The organism is Sphaerisporangium sp. NPDC005289 (assembly GCF_040607455.1).
Lineage (GTDB): Bacteria > Actinomycetota > Actinomycetes > Streptosporangiales > Streptosporangiaceae > Sphaerisporangium > Sphaerisporangium rhizosphaerae.
In genome coordinates this window covers 204791-225142 of the sequence record NZ_JBEXGS010000002.1, presented here as the reverse complement: position 1 = coordinate 225142, position 20352 = coordinate 204791, and the positions used below count along the sequence as shown (strand labels likewise).

The following is a 20352-nucleotide window of genomic DNA, read 5'->3' as shown; positions in this document are numbered from 1 at the left end:
GGCGGTGACAGGGCTCGTGCACGCCGTGGCCGCCTCGGGGCCGGCGATCGCCGTGTCCCGGGCGGAAGGGTCACCGTGCGCGCGGCCGGAGGGGGCGCGGCACACCCGTGACCGGCGAATCGATTCGCGATTCAGGTCTTCTTCCGTCCGACCGGAGCGGACGGACGGCATTGTTAGCGCTAACACATCGGGACGGGCCAGCGCTCCCTTCCGTCGGCTGAGCCGGAGGTGCTATGCGCACCGAAGCACATAGGACGGGCCGCGTTCTGTCAAGATCCAGCCAGGGTCGTTTAGTCGCATTTGTCGGCAATAGGCGGAGTTATCTGCCCATTTCTCCGTCCGCGGATGTGTTCGCCGGTGAGCGGCGGTGAAACGTTCATCGGTGACGGCGGGCGCTCGGTGCCGAAGCCGCCGGGTGGACGCGGCTGACGCACCCGCCGCCGCCGCAAAACCGCTCGTCGTGCCTTGGCGTTTTTCGCGCAGGTTTCCGCGCTCGCTCGCGGCGGACGGGGCACCGAAACACCCCATTCATGTCTCCGACACCCGCCATTGACATCGCGCCGCAGCGAAACCTAAGCTGCGTGCGAATCGGTTCGATGGATCGGTTGTCCCCCCAGCACGAGCCGTCCGCCGGGCCGAGCTGCTCACATTCGCGCCCGCCGCCCGGAGCCTTTCGTGAGGAGTGCGAGATGAACATCGGCGTGTCGTCAGGCAAGTCATCCGCGGACACCACCCCCGGCAGGCGGCGCAGACGCCGGTACGGCCTGGCCGCCCTGCTCTCCTTCGGCGCGCTCGTGGCCGCCTCCGTCCTGCCGACGGCGCCGGCCCAGGCCGCCGACCAGTCCATCACCGTCAACTTCTCCACCGCCGGCGGCGCACCGACCTACCGGGCCTCCGGCTGGATCTACGGCATGACCGAGAACGGTGCCGCGCCCGCGGACAACTTCTTCACCGACGTGAAGTTCCGGTACATGCGCGCCGGCGGGGCGCAGCTGGACAGCCCGGGCGGCTGGGTGTCGGGCAAGTACGACCGCCGGTGGAACGCCACCCGCGCCCAGTTGCTGCGCACCCGGTCGCTCGGCGGGCAGTTCGTCCTGCTGGTCCATGACCTGTGGGGCGCCGACGGCTACCCGATCTCCCGCTTCCCCGGCGACAACGGCAACTGGACCGACTTCGACAACTTCCTCACCCGCCTGATCAGCGACGTGCAGGCGACCGGCGCCCCGGTCCAGTGGGACCTGTGGAACGAGCCCAACATCACGATCTTCTGGAACCGTCCCCAGTCGCAGTACTTCGAGATGTGGCGGCGCGCCTACCAGCGCGTCCGCGCGGCCTTCCCCTCCCAGCTCATTGTGGGCCCGAGCCTCGCCGGCGTCCCGTCCACCGGCGGCTGGTGGACCCAGTACCTCGACTACGTCAAGGCCAACAACGTGGTCCCCGACATCGTCAGCTGGCACTCCCTGCCCGGTGACCCGGTGTCGAACGTGTCCACGGCCAACAGCACCCTCGACTCACGGGGCATCCCCCACACCCGGCCGTACCAGATCAACGAGTACGGGGCGTCCAACGAGCAGAACCCGGCCGACGGCGCGTGGTACATCGCGCGCCTGGAGAGGGCCGGCGCCGACGGCCTGCGCGCCAACTGGGCCAGCGGCGGCAACCTGCACAACGACCTGGGCAACCTGCTGATCCACAACTCCTCGGGGCAGTACCAGACCAAGGGCGAATGGTGGGTCTACCGCTTCTACGGCTCCCAGACCGGCCAGATCGCCTCGGTCACCCCGAGCGCCAACTACGACGCCTTCGCCACCAAGGCGAGCGGCAACGCCAAGGTCCTGGTCGGCGGCGGCACCACCACCGGGAACGTCGCGGTCAACCTGCAGGGCCTGAACACCACCAGCGGCATCGTGGAGAACAACCAGGTACGCGTCCTCGTCGAGCGCATCCCCTACAACGGCGGCGGCGCGGTGAGCGGCCCGGTCACCGTCCAGAACTCCGTGGCGACCCTGTCGGGCAACGCCACGACGGTCAACCTGCCGCACACCAGCGTCGACGACACCTTCACCATCACGCTCCTGCCCCCCTCCTCGGGCCCCGGCCCGAGCCCCAGTCCCAGCCCCAGCACCGGGGCGTCATCGGTGCTGCGCAACGTCAACGCCGGCCGGTGCCTTGACGTCCCGAACTCGTCCACCACCAACGGCACCCAGCTCAATCTGTGGGACTGCGGCACCGGCGCGAACCAGCAATGGACCCTGACCTCCGGAAAGCAACTGCAGGTGTACGGCAACAAGTGTCTGGACGCCAACGGGCAGGGCACCAGCAACGGCACCCAGGTGATCATCTGGGACTGCAACGGACAGACCAACCAGCAGTGGAACGTCAACAGTGACGGCACCATCACCGGTGTGCAGTCCGGCCTGTGCGTGGAGGCGAGCAACTTCGGCACGGCGAACGGCACGAAGGTCCAACTGTGGTCCTGCACCGGCACGACCAGTCAGAAGTGGACCCGGAGCTGACCCGGCCGGCGCCGGCCCGCCGGGCATGAGGGACTCATGACGCGGAACGGCGCCACGCCCGTGAGTGCGACGGCCCGGCGGCGGGATCTCCCGCCGCCGGGCCGGCACGCGTCCGAGCCGGAGGGTAGCCGATGCCGCCGCCGGGCGGACGTGCGTCACGTCCCGAGGTCGAGTGATCTCCGCCGGTAGGTGTTTCACACCTATTTTCGGTGGTAGTCGAATCGATTCGTCATCGACCGAAACCTTCTGACCCCGCACCTCCAGGGAGCACGTCCGCACGCCGCCGTGCCGGAAGCGTTCTTCGCGGGCTCGATTCGACCTACGATGTGCGTGTCGGGTCGGTTGGGGTGAGGAGCGCCGTGAACATCGGGGAGATCGCCAGGCGGTCGGGGGTGTCGCGTAGCACCGTCTCCTACGCCTTGAGCGGCAAGCGTCCGGTGTCGCAGGACACGCGGCGGCGCATCCAGGCGGTCATCGACGAGCTGGGCTACCGGCCCAACGCCGTGGCCAAGGCGCTGAAGGAAGGCAAGACCCGCACTCTCGGGCTGGTCATCCCTCCGGCCAGCAGGCGGCTGACCGACATGCAGCTCGGCTTCGTGGCCAGCGTCGTCGACGCCGCGGCGCGCGCCGACCTGGACGTGCTGCTGTCGCCGTCGGGGGGCGAGCACGACCGTTCCTTCGAGCGGGTGGTCGGCGGCAGGCGGGTGGACGGCGTCATCCTCATGGAGATACGGCTGGAGGACGACCGGGTCACCCGTCTGCAGCAGAGCGGGCTGCCGTTCGTCGGCATCGGCCGCACCGGCCACCCCGAAGAGATGTCCTGGGTCGACATCGACTACGAGACGCTGATCGCCAGGTGCGTGCACCACCTCGCCGACCTGGGGCACCGCCGCATCGCCCTGGTCAACCGGTCCGCGGAGCTGGTGGCGGCCGGGTACGGCCCCGGCCACCGCGCGCAGGCCGGCTTCACACGCGCGGTGGCCGAACGCGGCCTGCAAGGCGTGCAGAGATGCTGTGCCGACGAGGCCCAGTCGGGGGTCACCTGCGTCGAGCGGCTCCTCGACGACCACCCCGATCTGACCGCCGTCGCCACGATCAACGAGGCCGCCATGCCGGGCATGTACCGTGCCCTGGCCCAGGCGGGCCTGGCCGTGCCGCGCGACTTCTCCATCATCGGCGTCGCCGCCCGCGACTGGGCGGAGAACCTGCACCCGCCGCTCACCGCCGCCGACGTGCCCGCCGACGAGCTCGGCGCCCGCGCCGTCGAGATGCTCATCCAGCGCATCGCCGATCCCGCCATCCCGCACCGCCACGTCCTGGTCGCCCCTCCCGTCTCCCTGCGCGGGACCACCGGCCCCGCCCGCCGGCGGCCGGAGGCGGGAGATCCGGGGGCGCGCTGACCGGTGACTCCGGCCGCGGGAGGCGGCCGGTGATCGGGGCGGGACCGGTGATCGGGACGGGACCTGATCGGGACGGGACCAGTGATAGGGGACGGGACCGGCGATCGGGACCGGGCCGGGGGAGAGGCGGGGGCGGGAGATGCGTCGCGCCGGCCGGTGGGGCGGTTACGCGAACGAGGCGTCGTCGACGGAGAAGCCGTCGGTGCCCGCCGCCGTCTCGACGTAGAAGCTCGCGCCGGTCAGCGTCCCGCTCCACGACACGGTCGCCGTGCCGGAGAGCTGGGTCCAGCCGCTGGAGGTGACCGCCGTCGCGGGGGTCAGCTGAATGTAGCTGGTCGTGCCGCCGGCGGTCACCGCCAGGGTCGCCTTCGCGCTGGGCGTGCCGCTCTGCGCGCGCACCCAGACGCTCGTGGTGTAGCTCTTGCCGTTGGTGAGCTTGGAGGTCACGTCCTGGGTCGTGCCGTTCCACGACGCCGTGCGCCCCGTGATCGACAGCGACCGTGCGCCGCCGTGCGGCGTGGTGGTGCTGGAGGAGAGGGTTCCGCCGGAGGCGCCCCAGCCCGTGGTGCCGCCTTCCATGTCGCCGTTGGCCAGCAGGTTGCCGCCGCTGCTCGTCCCGCCGGCGAACTGCCAGTAGTTCACGTTGAACAGGGTGCCGGAACCGCCGGTGAAACGCAGGTACAGGTCGTGGGTGCCGGTGGCGCCGCTGACGGGGCACGAGACGGTCGTCCAGGTCTGCCAGCCGCCGGTGCCGTTGACGGTGCAGGTGCCGACCAGGGAGCCGTTGACGCCGTCCAGGCGCAGTTCGATCTTGCCGCCGCTGTTCGCCGAGGCCACTCTGGCGCTGAAGGACGTCGCGCCGGAGCCGAACGCGACCCCCTTGACCTTGATGTAGTCGCCGTTCTCGATCCAGCCGACGTTCATGCCGCCTTCGCTCGCGGGTTCGGTCTCCACGCCGGACTCCCAGGCGATGGTCTCCGCTTCCTGGCGGGTGTAGGGGTTGAGCGTGCCCACCTGGGGCGCCCCGGTGGTGGTCATGTTGATCGTCGGGATGCTGCCGTCGGAGTTGTAGGTGAACCTCTCGACCGCGACCGAACGGGTGTAACCGCCGCCGCCGGGCAGGGCGCCGTTGTGGTAGAAGAAGTAGGAGTTGCCGTTGAAGTCGATGACCCCCGGGTGGTTGGTGAACGAGGCGCCCTGGGTCGGCATGACGGTGCCGCGGTAGGTCCACGGCCCGGTGGGGCTGGAGGCCGTCGAGTAGCCGATGAACTCCGAGCAGCACTTGGCGGCGAAGACGTTGTAGTAGGTGCCGCCGCGCTTGTAGACCCAGGGGCCTTCCTCATACAGGGTGGGACGGCTGGTGTTGCCCGTGCGGGTGCCGAACCCGGAGGTCGTGAGCGGGATCTGGGTGGGGGAGCCGCTGTAGGAGATCATGTCGGTGTTGAGCCGGACGTACCACAGGTTGGGGTTGCCCCAGTAGAGGTAGGCCTGGCCGTTGTCGTCGATGAACACCGTCGGGTCGATCTCCCCGTTACGCACCAGTGCGTGCCCGATGGCGTCGGTGAACGGGCCGGTGGGGCTGGTGGAGACGCCGACGCCGATGGCCATCTGGCCGCTCGCGCGGTCCTTGACCGGGACGTACCAGTAGAACTTGCCGTTGCGGTAGACGGTCTGGCCGGCCCAGGCGTCCGAGGCCGCCCAGGAGAAGGTGGACAGGCTCATCGGCGAGCCGTGGTCGGTCCAGTTGACCATGTCGGCCGAGGACCAGACCCGCCAGTCCTTCATGGTGAAGTAGGTGGAGTTGTCCTCGTCGTGTCCCGTGTAGAGATAGACCCGGCCGTTGTAGACCAGCGGAGCGGGGTCGGCGGTGTAGATCGTCTGCACGATCGGGTTGTCGGCCCTGGCGGGCAGGCCGGGCAGGAGTGTCACGGCGCACAGCAGGCCGATGACCAGCAGCAGGCCCCGCCCGAGCCGGTGCCCGGCTCGGAGCTGAAAGGCGGTTCTCAACGTCGACTCCAGAATTGTTAGCGCTAACAATTTAGGTGATGAACCCGTGCCGGGATGGCGGGCCGGTGGAAGGGGGGTGACAGCCAGGCAGCCCGGCGGCGAAATTTCGCCGCCGGGCTCCCGGTTCGTACGCCGCGAACGGTGATGGTCAGACGCGGGTCCACTTCTGGTTGTTCTGGCCGTTGCACGTCCAGATCTGCACCTTGGTGCCGTTGGCGGTGCCGCCGCCGTTGACGTCCAGGCACTTGTTGGCGCCGACCGCGGTGATGCTGCCGTCGGAGTTCAGCCGCCACTTCTGGTTGTTCTGCCCGTTGCAGTCCCAGATGATCACGGCGCTGCCGTTGGCGGTGCTGCCGCCGTTGACGTCCAGGCACTTGTTGCCGTAGACCCGCAGCTCGGTCGCGCTGGTCGCCGTCCACTGCTGGGCGGCCGATCCGTTGCAGTCATAGAGCACCGCGGCGGTGCCGTTGGTCTGCGACCCGCCGTTGACGTTCAGGCACCGGCCCGACCCCACGCCCCGGAGCGCGTTGCCGGTCGGCGTCGTGCCGCCCAGCTCCTTGATGCGGACGTTGCGGAAGGCCGCCGTGTCGCCGGACCCGTGGTTCTGGATGCCGATGTACCCCTGCTGGAGGGACCGGACCGAGTCGGTGTTGGTGAAGTCGTTGATCTTCACGCCGTTGAGGAACACCTGCAGCCGCTCGCCCTCGACGAGCAGCTCGTAGGTGTTCCACTGCCCCGCCGGGTTCAGCGCCGCGTCGCGGGCGGTGGTGTCGGCGGCCTTGGCCCCGTTGACGGCGCCCGTCGTGTAACCGGCGGTGTCGCTGGCGTCGATCTGCACCTCATAGCCGTTGCTCAGGGCGGCGTTGGGGTCGCTGGTGGACGGGAAGCCGATGACCACGCCGGAGTCGGAGTCGCCGGTCAGCTTCCAGTCGAGCTTGAGCGAGTAGGACTTGAACTCCTTGGCGCTGTACCACAGCATGCCGAGGCCGTCCTGCGAGGTCAGCGTGGCGTCGCTGTTGGCGAAGGACCCCGAGCCGGCCTGCGACCAGCCGGTGGTGGAGCCGTTGTACAGGGTGGTGTACCCGGTCTCCGGACGGCAGTCGGCCTTCACCGCTCCGGCGGCGTAGCGGATGCCGCCGAGGAGCAGCGTCCGGAAGTTGGTCTCGGAGTAGGAGTCGATGGAGTGCCCGAGGCCGGTGTAGAAGGCGCGGCCGGCCGACTGCGGGTGACACCAGGTGATGGGGTGGTCGCCGCTCATGGAGCCGCCGCTGTAGCTGGACTCGTCCAGGTTCTGCAGCACGTGCACGCTGGAGCGCGGGTTGGTGCGGTAGTTGTACCACTCGTCGGTGCGCGACCAGGTGGCCCCGAGATGGGACGTGGCGGCGTGCGCGCGGTCCTCGGTGCGCACGGTGGCCCGCTGGATCGCCGGGTGGTTGTTGAACCAGGCTCCGACCAGCCCGCCGTAGTAGGACCAGTTGTACTCGGTGTCGGCGGCGGAGTGCACGCCCACGTAACCGCCGCCGCCGTCGACGTAGGACTGGAAGGCGCTCTGCTGGGAGTCGTTCAGCACGTCTCCGGTGGTGCTGAGGAAGACGACGGCCTTGTACTGCGCGAGGTTGCCGGAGTTGAACGCGCTCGCGTCCTCGGTGGCGTCCACCGAGAAGTCGTTGGCCGCGCCGAGGTCGCGGATGGCCTGGATGCCGGCGGGGATGGAGTCGTGCCGGAACGCGGCGGTCTTGGAGAACACCAGCACCTTGTAGGAGGCGGCGTCGGCGGGGGCGACGGCGATGCCGGTGACGGCGCCCACGGCGAGCGCGGCCACCAGCGCCAACCGGCGCGGGGCCGACCTCTTGCTGCCGCTCCCTGCGCTTCGGCCGGGGATCAGATGTCGGAGCATGGGGGGTCCTTCCAGGTCGTGACGTCGTGACGCGGCAGGGGGCCGCGCCACGACGTCACATGAGCCGATGAACAGGGAGGGTCAGACGCGGGTCCACTTCTGGTTGTTTCCGCTGTTGCAGGTCCAGATCTGGACCTTGGTGCCGTTGGCGGTGCCGCCGCCGTTGACGTCCAGGCACTTGTTGGCGCCGACGGCCGTGATGGTGCCGTCGCTGTTGAACCGCCACTTCTGGTTGTTCTGCCCGTTGCAGTCCCAGATGATCACCGCGGTGCCGTCGGCGGTGGCGCCGCCGTTGACGTCCAGGCACTTGTTGCCGTAGACCCGCAGCTCGGTCGCGCTGGTCGCCGTCCACTGCTGGGCGGCCGATCCGTTGCAGTCCTGGATCACCGCGGCGGTGCCGTTGGTCTGCGACCCGCCGGTGACGTACAGGCACCGGCCCGACCCCGTGCCCTTGATCGTGGTGGAGGTCGGGTTGGTGACGGTCCCGGTGTCCAGGGTGAAGGCGTCCAGGTCGAACAGGTAACCCCCGCCGGTGGAGCCGCGGAAGACCAGGTACAGCGTGGTCGTGCCGGAGGGCGCGCCGCTGAGGTTGGCCGTGGCGTCGACGTAGGTCTCCCAGTTCCCGGTGACCGGCACGGTGACGGTGCCGAGCAGGGTGCCGGTCGCCGAGCCGGCGCGCACCTCGATGCGCCCGCCCGCGCCGGCCGAGGCCACGCGTGCGGTGATCTTGGTGGCGTTGCCCAGCGCGTACGGCTGGAAGGAGATCCAGTCGCCGTCGTCGATGTAGCCCACGGTGTTGCCACCCTCGGCCGGGGTGTGGGCGGTCGCCTGGACACCCTGCTGGGCGCCGAAGTGCTCCGCCTGGCGGTGGCGCGGCTGCAGGGTGCGGGTGCTGGTCGTGGTCAGGCCGCCCTTGTCGGTGTAGGAGGCCACGAACACGCCGTAGATGTTGGCCGCGGCGTCGTGCTCACCGTCGGTCGGCACCGTCAGGGTGCCGCTGCAGCCGTTGGCGGTGGTGATCTGGTGGCGGTGGCTGTCGTGTCCGAGGAAGTAGGTCACCGACACCGTCGAGCAGTCGATCGTGCCGTCCTCCGGGTCGCTGACGCTGACCGTGAAGGGCACCGTGTCGCCGAAGGAGAACAGCTGGCCGTCACCCGGGCTCGTCAGCGTGACCGTCGGGGCCGTGTTGCCCACGCTCACGCTGACGCTCGCGCTTCCGGTCAGCCCCTGCGGGTCCCGGACGGTCAGCGTCGCGGTGTAGGCGCCGTCGCTCGAGTAGGTGTGGCTCGGGTTGGCCGAGGTGGAGGTGCTCCCGTCGCCGAAGTTCCACGAGTAGCTCAGCGCGCCGCCCTCGGGGTCGGAGCTGCCCGAGGAGGAGAAGTTCACCGTCAGCGGCGCGGGGCCGGAGGTCTTGTCGGCCGCCGCCTTGGCGATCGGGTTGCGGTTGGCCGCCGTGCCGATGTACTCGATGCGCCACAGAGCCTGGTTGTTGCTGCCCGTCCCGTAGTCCAGGACGTACAGGGCGCCGTCGGGGCCGAAGGCCTGGTCCATCACCTGCGTGCCCGACCAGGGGAACGCGGAGATCTCGCCCCGCGAGCCGTCGCTCTTGACCTCGATCGCCTTGATCCACCGGCGGCCGTACTCGCCGGCGAAGAACCTGCCGTCCAGTGTCGAGGGGAACTTGACGGAGGAGTTGAGCGAGGCGTCGTAGCGGTAGACCGGGCCGGCCATCGGCGACTCAGAGCCGCTGCCGAACTCCGACGGGGAGCCGGAGTCGCCGCCGTACTTGATCCAGGCCGGCTTGGCCGCGGGAAGGGTGGTCAGGCCGGTGTTGCGGAAGGAGTTGTTGGTGGGGCCACCGGAGCAGTTGTACTTCGGACCGGTGCTGTTGCTGTTGAAGTCCCACTCGTTGTAGGTCTCGCTGCTGGTGTTGGTGCCCGTGCAGTACGGCCAGCCCATGTTGCCCGGGCCGGTGATCCGGTTGAACTCCACCTGGCCGCTCGGCCCGCGGTTGGAGTTGGTGGAGCCCGCGTCGGGGCCGTAGTCGCCGACGTAGACGACGCCGGTCGCCTTGTCCACCGACATGCGGAACGGGTTGCGCAGGCCCATGGCGTAGATCTCGGGGCGGGTCTTCGCCGTCCCCGGCGGGAACAGGTTGCCGCTCGGGATGGTGTAGCTGCCGTCGGACTCCGGGTGGATCCGCAGGAGCTTGCCGCGCAGGTCGTTGGTGTTGCCCGCCGTGCGCTGCGAGTCGTACTGCGGGTTGCGGTTGGTGCGCTCGTCGAGCGGTGCGTACCCGGCGGAGTCGAAGGGGTTGCTGTCGTCGCCCGTGGTCAGGTACAGGTTCCCCTGCGCGTCGAAGTCGAGGTCGCCGCCGACGTGGCAGCACAGGCCGCGGTCGTTGGCGACGACCAGCACGACCTTCTCGCTGCTCATGTTGAGCGTGTCGTCGGAGTTGAGGGTGAACCGCGACAGGTGCAGCTCGCCCTTCCAGGAGTCGAACTGCGACTGCGTGCCGGTGGCCGGCGCGTCGCCGCTCGGCGTGCTCAGCCGCGGCGAGAAGTACAGGTAGATCCACCGGTTGGTGGCGAAGTTGGGGTCCACGGCGACGCCCTGGAGGCCTTCTTCGTCATGGGTGTAGACGTTGAGTTTGCCGGAGACCTTGGTGTTGCCGTTGACGTCGGTGACGCGGAGTGTGCCGTCGCGAGCCGTGTGGAGCACCGACCGGTTCGGCATGACGGCCAGCGACATCGCCTCGCCGAGCTCGTTGCCGCCGGAGGCGAGGTTGATCTGCTGGTAGTCGGACGCGGGGATGGTCAGCGCGTTGGCCGCCGGAGCGGTGAGAACGAGGGCTCCCGGACCGACCAGCGCGAACGCGGTCAGTAGCGTGAGCCACCAACGTCGGGACATAGGGGGATGGGTCCTTCCTGCCGTGCGAAACGCCATGGTTTGTCGAGATCAGCTCGCGCATGCTCTGCGCGCAGAGGCGACGGACGTGCGCGCGAGTGGGGGCCGCCGCCCGCGCGCACGTCCGTCCGGGGTCACCCCCGGCGCCTCTCAGTTACGGGTCCACCTTTGGTTGGCGCCGCCGGTGCAGGACCACAGTTCGACCAGCGTGCCGTTGGCCGTCGCCTCGCCGGTGACGTCCAGGCACAGGTTGGACTGCACGCTGGTGACCGTGCCGTCGGCGTTGAGGTTCCACTGCTGGTTGGTGCCTCCGCTGCAGCCGTTGATGACGACCCGGGCGCCGGCGTTGGTGCCCTGGGCGTCCAGGCACTTGGTGCCGTACACCTGGAGCTGCTTGCCCGAGGTCGCGATCCACTGCTGGTTGGCCTGCCCGTTGCAGTCCCAGATCGCCACCTGGGTGCCGTTGGTCTGCGTCTGGCCGGGGACGTCCAGGCAGCGGCCCGACGCCATGCTCCGCAGCACGTTGGTCGGGGTGCCGCCCGAGCCGGGAGTGATGGACAGGTTGTCGAACTGCGCCGTCTCGGTCGCGCCGGTGGCAAGGCCGACCTGGCCGGCGCCCCACATCGTGTCGGTGACCCTGCCGACCGTCACGCCGTCGATCGCGGCGGTGATCGTGGACCCGGAGAACCCGAGGGACAGGGTGTGCCAGCGGTTGGTGCCGAGGGCCGCCACGGTGCCGCTGCTCAGGGTCGTGGTGGCGTTGGAGGCGGTGTTGCGCTGGATCGACCAGGCGCCGCCGTCGGTCACCCGCAGGTAGTAGGCGTTCTGCCCGGCCGGGCTGTAGTGCTGGGTGCCGCCGCGGCCGATGAGCTTGACGTAGCCCGACTGCTCCAGCAGGACGTCGGAGGAGACGGTGTAGTTGCTCCAGCCCACGTCGCCGAGCAGCGCGTAGGGGTCGTAGTCACCGTCCCACGTGATCGGCATGCGCGGCGCCATCTGGCGCACGCACCTGCCCGCGCGGCCCCCGCCACAGGCGGTCACCTCGAAGGCCCCCTGCTGGTCCATCAGGTACTTGGCCTCCTTGCCGACCTCGTACCCGTCGTAGTCGTCGGAGTAGGGCAGCGGCATCGAGCCCTGCGCGGGGCTGGTGGCGGTGCCCTTGCCCTGGCCGGTGGTGGTGGTGATGGTGTAGACGCGGCCGGGCTGGACGGTCAGCGAGAAGGCGCCGCCCGAGGGGGTGATGTCACTGCCGCGCACCATGTGGTCGGCGGAGTTGTTGGAGTTGAGGTTGGTGGACCACACGTGCACGGTGCCGGTGGACAGGCCGCCGTTGACGGTGAAGTTCAGCGTCTGGGCCGCGCCGGCGTCCATGGTCTCGATGATCGTGCTGTAGTCGGAGTTGTTGGTCGACTTCAGCGAGACGTAGCTGCCGTTGTTGCGGCTGCCGCCGATGTACCCGCTGGAGGAGTCCAGGTACTTCCACCCCGGCGCGGTGAACTGGGTGGTCTGCGCCATCGTCCAGGCGTTCTTGCCGATGTTGTAGTACCCCGACCACGGCTGGGGCGCGATGGCGACGCCCATCGTGGGCCACGGGATGTTCGGGGTGATGGCGGCGACGATCGGCCAGTTGAGGTAGGCGGTCATCTTGCCGTCGATGTAGTCGCGGTTGATGCCGCGCGCGAGGGCCTTGGCGCCGTCGTTGTAGTCGTCGGACCCGTTCTCGCTGGCCCACAACTGCTTGCCGGAGTTGATGGCGTTGGTGGTACTGGGGCAGTTGGTCTGCGCGCTGCGATAACCGCACACGTAGTGGTTGCCGTAAATGTCCACGGCGTTCCGGAACGCGGTGTTGTTCACCGCGTCGTCGGCCGAGCCCCAGTTGGTGTCATCGGCCACGATCTTGACGTTGCTGAAACCGTTGGAGTCCAGGGCGGCGTTCAGGTTGATGTACCAGTTGAGGTCGCGCCCCCGCTCGTTCCAGCCGCCGAGGTAGTCGATGGTCAGCCCGTGGCTGTTCTTCGCGCACTTGAGCCAGTCGACCAGGTAGTTGATCATGTCCTGGGACCAGAAGTTGCGGTTGCCGATCCAGCCCGGCGCGCCCCACGAGAGGCCGGCCAGCTTGATGTTGGGGTTGCGGGCCTTGGCCTGCTCCATCAGCCACCACTCATAGCCCCGGCCGCAGTCCAGGTCGGCGGAGGTGTGCCGGTGGCTCGGCTCGGCGCCGCTGGTGGAGTTGGTGTCGCCGCCGATCTCCACCTTCAGGATCTGCACCGCGGCGCCGTACCCGGGCTTGAACATGTAGTCCAAGATCTGGCCGCGCTGGGGCTCGGGGTAGTCGACGAGCAGGCGGCTGTTGCCGCCGCCGCCGCTGATGGCGCCCACGCCGTCGAGCGTACGGCCGCCGGAACCGCCGTTGATCGTGATCGAGACGGCGGCGTGCGCCGAGGAGACGCCGATCAACGAGAGGGCGGCGGTCAGCAGCGCGACCACGAGCGCCGGGAGGAATGCCCTTGTTCTACTTCGTCGGCTCATGTAGCGAACCCCTTCTCGGGTCGTCTCGGCAAGGAGGTCGGTCCGAACGAGCAGGTGCGAACGAGGCCGGATCCGGTTGACCGGTCTGGCGTTCTCGCGCATACCTGAACCTCCAGTGCTGGTCTCGATGGGATACGCGGGGGAGCTCCGTGCGTCACGACATGGGGCATCGTCGGCCCGTGTCTCAGCCGGGGCTCCTGCCGCTTCACCACCGGCCCGGCAGGAGGCAGCCGCCGTGAGTGCTCAGTGTGGAAATAAGTATGAAACATGTCAAGAACGTATCGGCGAACCGATTCGACCCCAGTGGGGACCGTGCGGCCCGTGTTAGCCGGTCCCGCATGTCGTCGACGCGAGACCGCCCGTCGGAAGGAGGCCGCCGCCTCTGAACGTTTCATCGCCGGGCGGTCCCGGGCCGGTCCTCGTCTCGCGCGTCAGATCTCGCCGGTGAGTCGCGTGGGGACCTGGCCGAGATGGCGGCAGGCTGACACGATCACCGGCGGCCGGCCGCGGCCGGTACGCATCTGTATGGAGCGCGCCGCCGGTTCTAGGGCGTGGCGCAGATGGCCGAGCCGATCAGCGAGGTCACCGCGGCCGGGTGGGAGATCAGCGTGAGGTGCGACCCGCCCTCGAACCGGCTGACCCTGGCGTGCGCCCGCCGGGCCATGGACAGTTCCGCGGACGGGGTGATGATCCGGTCGCCGGTGCTGATGAAGTACCAGGACGGGATCGACTTCCACGCCGCGGCCGTGGCCGGCGTCGTGAACGCGCTGGTCGAGGCGGCTCGCTGGGACGCCCACAGGCGCAGGGCGGTGTCGCGCGGCAGGTCGGAGGCGAACGAGCGGACGAAGACGTCCCTCTTGAGGTACAGATCGGCCGCTCCCTGAGGCGCGCCCGGGTAGGGGACCTTGTCGTAAAGGGAGCCGGGATCGGCGTTGAGCGCGGAGTCCGGCCCGCTGAGCCGGCCGGTGGCCTCCCCGACGTCCGGCGCGGCGGCGTCGACGTACACCAGCGCTTTGACCCCTGGAACGCCCGCCGCGGCCTCGGTGATCACCGAGCCCCCGTAGGAGTGCCCGACGAGCACGATCGGGCCGGAGATGGTCTTCAGGAAGTCCGCGACGGTCGCGGCGTCGGTGCCGAGGCCGCGCAGGGGGTTGGCGATGGCGCGCGCGACGTAGCCCGCCCGGCGCAGGGCGTCCACCTCTCCGTTCCAGCTCGAGGTGTCGGCCCAGGCTCCGTGGACCAGGACGACCGTCGGCTTGGCCCGGCCCGGCGACCGGCACGGCAGAGGGGTGCTCGTGAGGGCGGACGACGCCGGCGCCGTGGCGGCGGCCCGGGCGCCGGCCGTGGGCGCGGCGGCCACCGACGCGGCGGCGACCGACGCGGCGACCATGGTGAGCGCGGCCACGGATCTCGTCGTCTTCCCGGCACGTGAGCGGTTCATCGGTCCCCCTGGGCGCTCTCTCCTGATCGCCATCGCGTTCCGGGGGCACGGCGGGTGCCACCGCTCACCCTCGGACTCCACTGACGAGAGTCTGCTCTCCGGGAGGCGGGGAACCAACCTGGAGCCGGCCAAGACATGGCCAGCCTTCCCCTGACCTGCTTGGCCGTCCCACGGAGGGGGCGTAGGGCGCACGGGCGGCGCGAGTCGCCTTCTCCCCGCCGAGGGTCCGCGTGCCGTCAGATAGTATTGAATGATACTGTATCGACTGATACGATCGTTGATGTGACGAACTCGAATGCGTCGAGCGGAGGGGGCGTTGATCATGGAGGTGTACGAGGCGGTCACGAGCCGCAGGGCGGTGCGCGGATTCACCGGCCGGGAGGTTCCGAGGGAGCTGCTGGAGCGCGTGCTGGCCGCCGCGGCCTGGTCGCCGTCCGGATCGAACCTCCAGCCCTGGCACGTCTACGTGCTGACCGGCGGGCCGCTGGCCGAGCTCAAGAAGCGCGCCGGCGAGCGCCTGGCCGCGGGCGACTCCTGGGACGAGCGCGAGTACGAGATGTACCCGGCCACGCTGAAGTCTCCGTATCAGGAGCGCCGATCCGCCTTCGGCCGGGAGCGCTACAGCGCGCTCGGGGTCTCGCGCGAGGACTGGGAGGCGCGCCAGAGGGCCGCGGGGGAGAACTGGCGGTGCTTCGGCGCACCCGCCGCCCTGTTCTGCTACATCGACCGCGACCTGGGCCGGCCCCAATGGGCCGACGTGGGGATGTACCTGCAGACCGTCATGCTGCTTCTGCGTGCCGAAGGGCTGCACAGTTGCCCGCAGATGGCCTGGTCGGTGTACCGCAGGACCGTCGCGGAGATCCTCTCGCCGCCGGACGAGCTCATCCTGTTCTGCGGCATGTCGATCGGTTTCGAGGACGTCACGGTGCACCACGTCCGTACGGGCCGGGCGCCCCTCGACGAGACGGTCACGTTCGTCGGAGGCCGGCCACCGGAGCGTCACCTCGCGGCCGAGGCCGTCAACGGTGGCGGCCGCACGTTTTGACCATGAGAGGAAACGCATGACCTACACCGTTGGTTACATCGTCGGGAGCCTGTCCCGGAAGTCGATCAACAGGACGCTCGCTGTCGCCCTGAGCCGTCTGGCGCCGCCCGACCTGCGCCTCACGGAGATCCCCATCGGCGAGCTGCCCCTCTACAGCCACGACCACGACTCGAGCTATCCCGCCGTGGCCCGGGAGTTCAAGGACGCGATCGAAGCCGCCGACGCCCTGCTGTTCGTCACCCCGGAGTACAACCGGTCCATCCCGGGCGCGTTGAAGAACGCCATCGACTGGGCGACCCGGCCCTATGGGTCGAACGTGCTGAACGGCAAGCCGTCCGCGATCATCGGAGCCTCACCGGGGCCGATCTCCACCGCGGTCGCGCAGCAGCATCTCAAGACCATCCTGTCCTTCACCGACTCCCCGGTGATGGGTCAGCCCGAGGCCTACATCCAGTTCACCAAGGGATTGATCGACGAAGGGGGCGACATCCAGGTGCCGTCCACCGCCGCGTTCCTGAGCGAGTATCTGAGGGCCTTCGCCGTCCATATCCGGCGCCATCACGACCACCCCGCCGGACACCGGCGCCACACGGTGGTCGAACGGGCGCAGGGGCGGCAGGACGGCGTTGAAGCGCCGCCGTACCGCCCCTGAGCCGGTCACTCCGCGGGTGCGGCCAGGACCGGGGACCGCCGCGTGGGTCAGCCGGTCGCCGGGGGGATGTTCTGGTTGAGGTGGAAGAAGTTGGTCGGGTCGTACTGGGCCTTGACCGCCCGCAGCCGGTTCCAGGTCTCGCCCGGGTAGGCGTCGCGCACCCGGTCCTGGCTCTCGTCGCCCAGGAAGTTGACGTAGGCGCCGGAGTCGCTCTGCCGGATGGCCGCCATGAAGTCGGCGACCCACCTCTCGCGGACGACCCGCTCCTCGGGACCCTCGTAGAACGCCGCGACGTTCACCATGATCTTGCTGTTCCGGTGCGCGAACGCGGTCGCGTCGGCCGGCACGCGGGGCACCGCCCCGCCGAGCACCCGGAGCTGGATGGCCCGCATCGAGGCGTCGGAGGAGGCGAGGTAGTCGATGATCGTCTCGGCCATCTCCAGGTCCACGCCGTCCATGAACATCGTCGAGGCCGCCGCCGAGGGCTGCTCTCCGTGCTCCTCCGGCGGGAACATGGCCGAGTACGGGATGCGCTGGATGAAGTCGGCGAGCGGCGTGGCCAGCGCGCGGAACGGCGCGAGGATCCGCTCGCCGTCCTCCTCGGGCCCGGAGTGGACCAGGAAGGCCAGCACGATCATCGAGCCGTGCAGCTCCTCCGGCAGGAACGGCATCGGCGGCGCCGGCATGACATTGGCGATGGTGGACAGCTCGTCCGGCGCGGCCTCCGCCGCCGCGATGAACCCGGCGACGACCTCGGCGGTCGCGGGCAGCACCAGGATGCCGCCGTGGACCGACGACAGCGGGTACAGCTTGAAGCGGAGCCGGGTGACCACGCCGAAGTTGCCGCCGCCGCCGCGGATGGCCCAGAACAGGTCCGGGTGGTGCCGCTCGTCGACGAGCAGCACCTCGCCGTCCGCGGTCACGATCTCGGCGGCCAGCAGGTTGTCGATGCTCAGCCCGTGCTTGCGCACCAGGAACCCGATGCCGCCGCCGAGCGTGATGCCGCCGATGCCCACCGAGCCGGTGTCGCCGAAGCCGGTCGCGAGCCCGTGCGCCTCCGCCGCGACGGTGTAGGCGCCGGCGGTCGCCCCGCCCTGGGCCCACGCGGTGCGGCCCTCGGCGTCGATCTCGATCTGGGACAGGTCCTGGAGGTCGAGCACGATGCCGCCCTCGGTGACGCTGTGCCCGGCGTTGCTGTGGCCGCCGCCGCGCACGGCCAGTTCCAGGCCCGTCTCGCGGGCGAAGGTGACGACGCGCACGACGTCGTCCACGTCGGCCGGCCGGACGACGGCCAGCGGACGGCGGTCGAAGCCGCCGTAGACCCTGCGTGCCTCGTCGTACCCCTCGTCATGGGGCTCGGTCACGCTGCCGCTGAGGACTGTACGAAGGTGCGAAATCGTGTCAATCGACACATTTAACGACATAAGGAAAACCCCTCCGAAGCGGCCTGTTCACCCGCTCGTCGCTGACAGAGAGCGCGCTCGCGTTCCGGCGATGACGGTGTCATCGGCCAGGCAGTCACTCCCACGCATGATTCCGCCCGGCGCCTCGCCCCCACAACCCGAATAGGGGTGGGGTGGGGTACCGGCCCTGGGGTGCGCGAGACGCGTCCGTGCCGCCGCGAGGGCCCGGCGGTGCATGCGGCGGCCACCGTCACCAGGGCCGGTCGCTCGTGCGGTTCTCAACCGCCGCGAGGGCCGGCGGTCCGGGCGGTCACACCTGGGGGCGCGGCTCGCGGGCGGCGGCGAACCTGCGCAGGGAGTCCAGGGCGGAGACGCCGTAGACCTCCTCCACGGCGTCGGCCAGCAGGTGGCACATCCGGAACCTGTCCAGCGGGGTCAGGCCCATGCGGGTGAGGTGCAGGTAGGTGTAGTTCAGCAGCACCCGGTAGCGCAGGAAGCCGGGATCGGTGAAGACCGCCTCGTGGTAGGCCGCGCTGTCGAAGATCAGGCGCTGCAGCTCGCCCGGCTCCCGCCGCGGCACCGGCAGGTCGCCCAGCCGGGCCTCCAGCGCCTCGCCCGGCCTTGTCATCGGCTGGGGCAGCCGTCCCTGGTCCATCAGCGCGCCGGCGCGGGCACGGTAGCGCTCGAGCAGCGCGGCCCACTCCCGCACGAACGGAACGGGCGGCGCGGCCGGGTCGTCCAGCGCGGCGACCACGTCCCGCACCCGGCCCGTCAGCGCCTCCCGCCGCTGGGCGAAGTCGCGCTCGAAGCCGGCGCGCGTGGCGTCGGGGTCGGCCGCCCAGGTGATGAACCCTTCGGCGTGCATGCGGTACGACAGGTAGCTGCGGGCGATGGGGTGGGAGGTGTGCGCGACGGTCAGCATCAGGCTCAGAGCCAGGCCGAGCTTGCCGTCCTCGCCCGCGCGCACATGGTCGAGCATGGCGAACAACAGCGGGGTGCTGTCGGCGTAGAACGCCGTGAGCAGCTCCACCGCCTCCTCACTGCCGAGCACGTGCCGCCGCGAGTCGTACGGCGCGTCGCGGATGGAGTTGTCCGGCGGCCACGGCGTGAGCGGCCCGTGCTCCTGCTCCCGCACGGCCATCAGGCGGTGCCGGGTCAGGCTCTGGTCCGGGTCCAGCACGGTCGTGGACGGATGCTCGCGCAGGTAGGCGCCGACGACCTCGTCGATGCGCGGGCGCACCACCTCCCGCCACACCCGCGGCGCGGCCTTGACGTTGATCCGCAGGTGCGGGCCCTGCCTCCAGTGGCGCAGCACGTACGCCGCCTCCACTCGGCCGCGCAGCCCGTCGAGCAGCGGCCGCACGGCGTCCAGCAGCAGGCCGTCCTTGTCGGGGGCGTGGTAGTAGACGTGCGCGCAGTGCCAGGCCGGGGCCTCGTTCACGGGCGAGCCGGTCAGGGGGACCACCTCCGGGAGTCGGAACGGCCGGCCAGGGCGGTGAGGGCGCGGGCGGCCAGGAAGGACACGTGGTGCTCCGTGCCGGCGCGCAGACCGAGCCGGTTGTGGAACAGGTGGGCGCACCGCAGCAGGATCAGCGGCACCGTGCGCCGCTCGGGCGGCACCGCCATGGCCAGGAAGGCGTGCGGGGACCCAGGGTCCGCGGGGGCGCACCTGCCCGCGGCGCGCAGCGCGCCGAGATCGTCGCGCAGGGCGCGCACCGAGGACGCCCACGCGCCGAGCAGGCCCTCGCCCGGCTCCGGCAACGCCCACAGCGCGCGGGTCTGGGCCAGCACGGCGTCCTCGCGGCGCAGCCAGTCGTCCTCGCCGCCCGGGACCCGGGGGCGCCGGTTCGCCTCCTCGGCGGCGGCGGCGAACCTGCCCGCGGCGGCGGGCAGGTCGGGCTCGCAGGCCGCGAGCACGATGGTGAGCGCGGCCAGCCCGATCGCGGCACGCCGTTCCATCGTCGCGCCCGCCTCCAGCACGTGGAGGGCGAGCGCGCTGGACACCGCGAAGTGCCGCTCCGCGGCGGCCACGCAGGCGTCGTCGCCGTAGGCGTCGTGCTCGGGCCGGTAGGCGATGAACTCCACCGAGTCGGGGCGGCGCAGCCGCTCGTCGTACCGCTCGCGCCGCTCGCCCCTGGCCACGGTCGCCGCGAAGGCGCGGTAGGCGTCCGCGTCGACCGGGGGAGAGGGCGACGCGGCGAAGTAGGCCGTCGCGCGCTCGCGTACCAGGTCGCGGACGTGCGCGGCCCGCGAGGGGTCGGGGACCCACAGCCGCAGCCGCACGTGCTGGCCGCCCTCCCAGTAGCGGAGGAAGAAGTACCGGTAGGCCGTGCCGTCGGCGGCCGGCTCCCGCACCACCGGCGCGACCACCCCGGTGAGCAGCGCGTCTATGTCGCCGAAATGGAACAGATGCGCACTCACCCAGCCCCCGGGGGCCTCCCCTTCCCCGTCCACCGGCGCCTCCCGGTCCACGCGGGCCTCCTCGTCCACCGGCGCTTCTCCGCTCATCCGCGTCCGCCCGCCCGCCCGCGCCTCCCGGTTCACCGGCGCCTCCG

12 protein-coding genes are annotated in these 20352 nt (G+C 70.4%); 4 read left to right on the top strand and 8 right to left on the bottom strand.

The features are described from left to right. The first annotated feature begins 689 nt into the window (after window positions 1–689). Both ABZT47_RS03800 and ABZT47_RS03795 read left to right on the top strand, forming a co-directional pair. Window positions 690–2516 (top strand): ricin-type beta-trefoil lectin domain protein, encoded by a 1827-nt coding sequence (locus ABZT47_RS03800; RefSeq protein ID WP_354835839.1) that lies wholly within the window; start codon window positions 690–692, stop codon window positions 2514–2516. 359 nt (window positions 2517–2875) lie between these two features. Next, entirely contained in the window at window positions 2876–3916 is a 1041-nt protein-coding gene (locus tag ABZT47_RS03795) for a LacI family DNA-binding transcriptional regulator (RefSeq protein WP_354835837.1), read from the top strand. 165 nt (window positions 3917–4081) lie between these two features. Here the strand turns inward: ABZT47_RS03795 and ABZT47_RS03790 are convergent, their stop codons facing one another. The 5 genes from ABZT47_RS03790 to ABZT47_RS03770 form a co-directional block, all read right to left on the bottom strand. Continuing rightward, a complete protein-coding gene (locus tag ABZT47_RS03790; protein ID WP_354835835.1) occupies window positions 4082–5923 on the bottom strand; it encodes a family 43 glycosylhydrolase in 1842 nt (613 codons plus the stop codon). Between the two features lie 148 nt (window positions 5924–6071). Beyond that, on the bottom strand, window positions 6072–7820 hold the full coding sequence (locus ABZT47_RS03785; RefSeq protein ID WP_354835833.1) for a lectin: 1749 nt from the start codon (window positions 7818–7820) through the stop codon (window positions 6072–6074). An 81-nt stretch (window positions 7821–7901) separates the two neighbouring features. Continuing rightward, complete coding sequence (locus ABZT47_RS03780; RefSeq protein ID WP_354835831.1) at window positions 7902–10730, bottom strand: RICIN domain-containing protein; 2829 nt, start codon at window positions 10728–10730, stop codon at window positions 7902–7904. Window positions 10731–10877: 147 nt separating this feature from the next. Beyond that, a complete protein-coding gene (locus tag ABZT47_RS03775) occupies window positions 10878–13256 on the bottom strand; it encodes a ricin-type beta-trefoil lectin domain protein (protein ID WP_354835829.1) in 2379 nt (792 codons plus the stop codon). Window positions 13257–13800: 544 nt separating this feature from the next. Then, window positions 13801–14697 (bottom strand): alpha/beta hydrolase, encoded by an 897-nt coding sequence (locus ABZT47_RS03770; protein WP_354835827.1) that lies wholly within the window; start codon window positions 14695–14697, stop codon window positions 13801–13803. A 295-nt stretch (window positions 14698–14992) separates the two neighbouring features. Between ABZT47_RS03770 and ABZT47_RS03765 the strand changes: the two genes are divergently transcribed. Together ABZT47_RS03765 and ABZT47_RS03760 are read left to right on the top strand one after the other, a co-directional pair. Continuing rightward, window positions 14993–15742, top strand: coding sequence for a nitroreductase (locus tag ABZT47_RS03765; RefSeq protein ID WP_354835825.1), 750 nt, complete (start codon window positions 14993–14995; stop codon window positions 15740–15742). Beyond that, window positions 15723–16394 (top strand): NADPH-dependent FMN reductase, encoded by a 672-nt coding sequence (locus ABZT47_RS03760; protein WP_354835823.1) that lies wholly within the window; start codon window positions 15723–15725, stop codon window positions 16392–16394. Before ABZT47_RS03765 ends, ABZT47_RS03760 begins: the two co-directional genes overlap by 20 nt. A 47-nt stretch (window positions 16395–16441) precedes the next feature. Here ABZT47_RS03760 and ABZT47_RS03755 read toward each other — a convergent pair whose 3' ends face one another. The 3 genes from ABZT47_RS03755 to ABZT47_RS03745 all read right to left on the bottom strand — a co-directional run bounded on the left by ABZT47_RS03755 (window position 16442) and on the right by ABZT47_RS03745 (window position 20305). Next, complete coding sequence (locus ABZT47_RS03755) at window positions 16442–17758, bottom strand: FAD-binding oxidoreductase (protein WP_354835821.1); 1317 nt, start codon at window positions 17756–17758, stop codon at window positions 16442–16444. Window positions 17759–18107: 349 nt separating this feature from the next. Beyond that, the gene (locus ABZT47_RS03750; protein WP_354835819.1) at window positions 18108–19238 is read right to left on the bottom strand and encodes a thiopeptide maturation pyridine synthase; all 1131 of its coding nucleotides are present in this window, start codon (window positions 19236–19238) and stop codon (window positions 18108–18110) included. A gap of 11 nt (window positions 19239–19249) precedes the next feature. Further along, the gene (locus ABZT47_RS03745; protein WP_354835817.1) at window positions 19250–20305 is read right to left on the bottom strand and encodes a lantibiotic dehydratase C-terminal domain-containing protein; all 1056 of its coding nucleotides are present in this window, start codon (window positions 20303–20305) and stop codon (window positions 19250–19252) included. Between the last annotated feature and the right edge of the window lie 47 nt (window positions 20306–20352).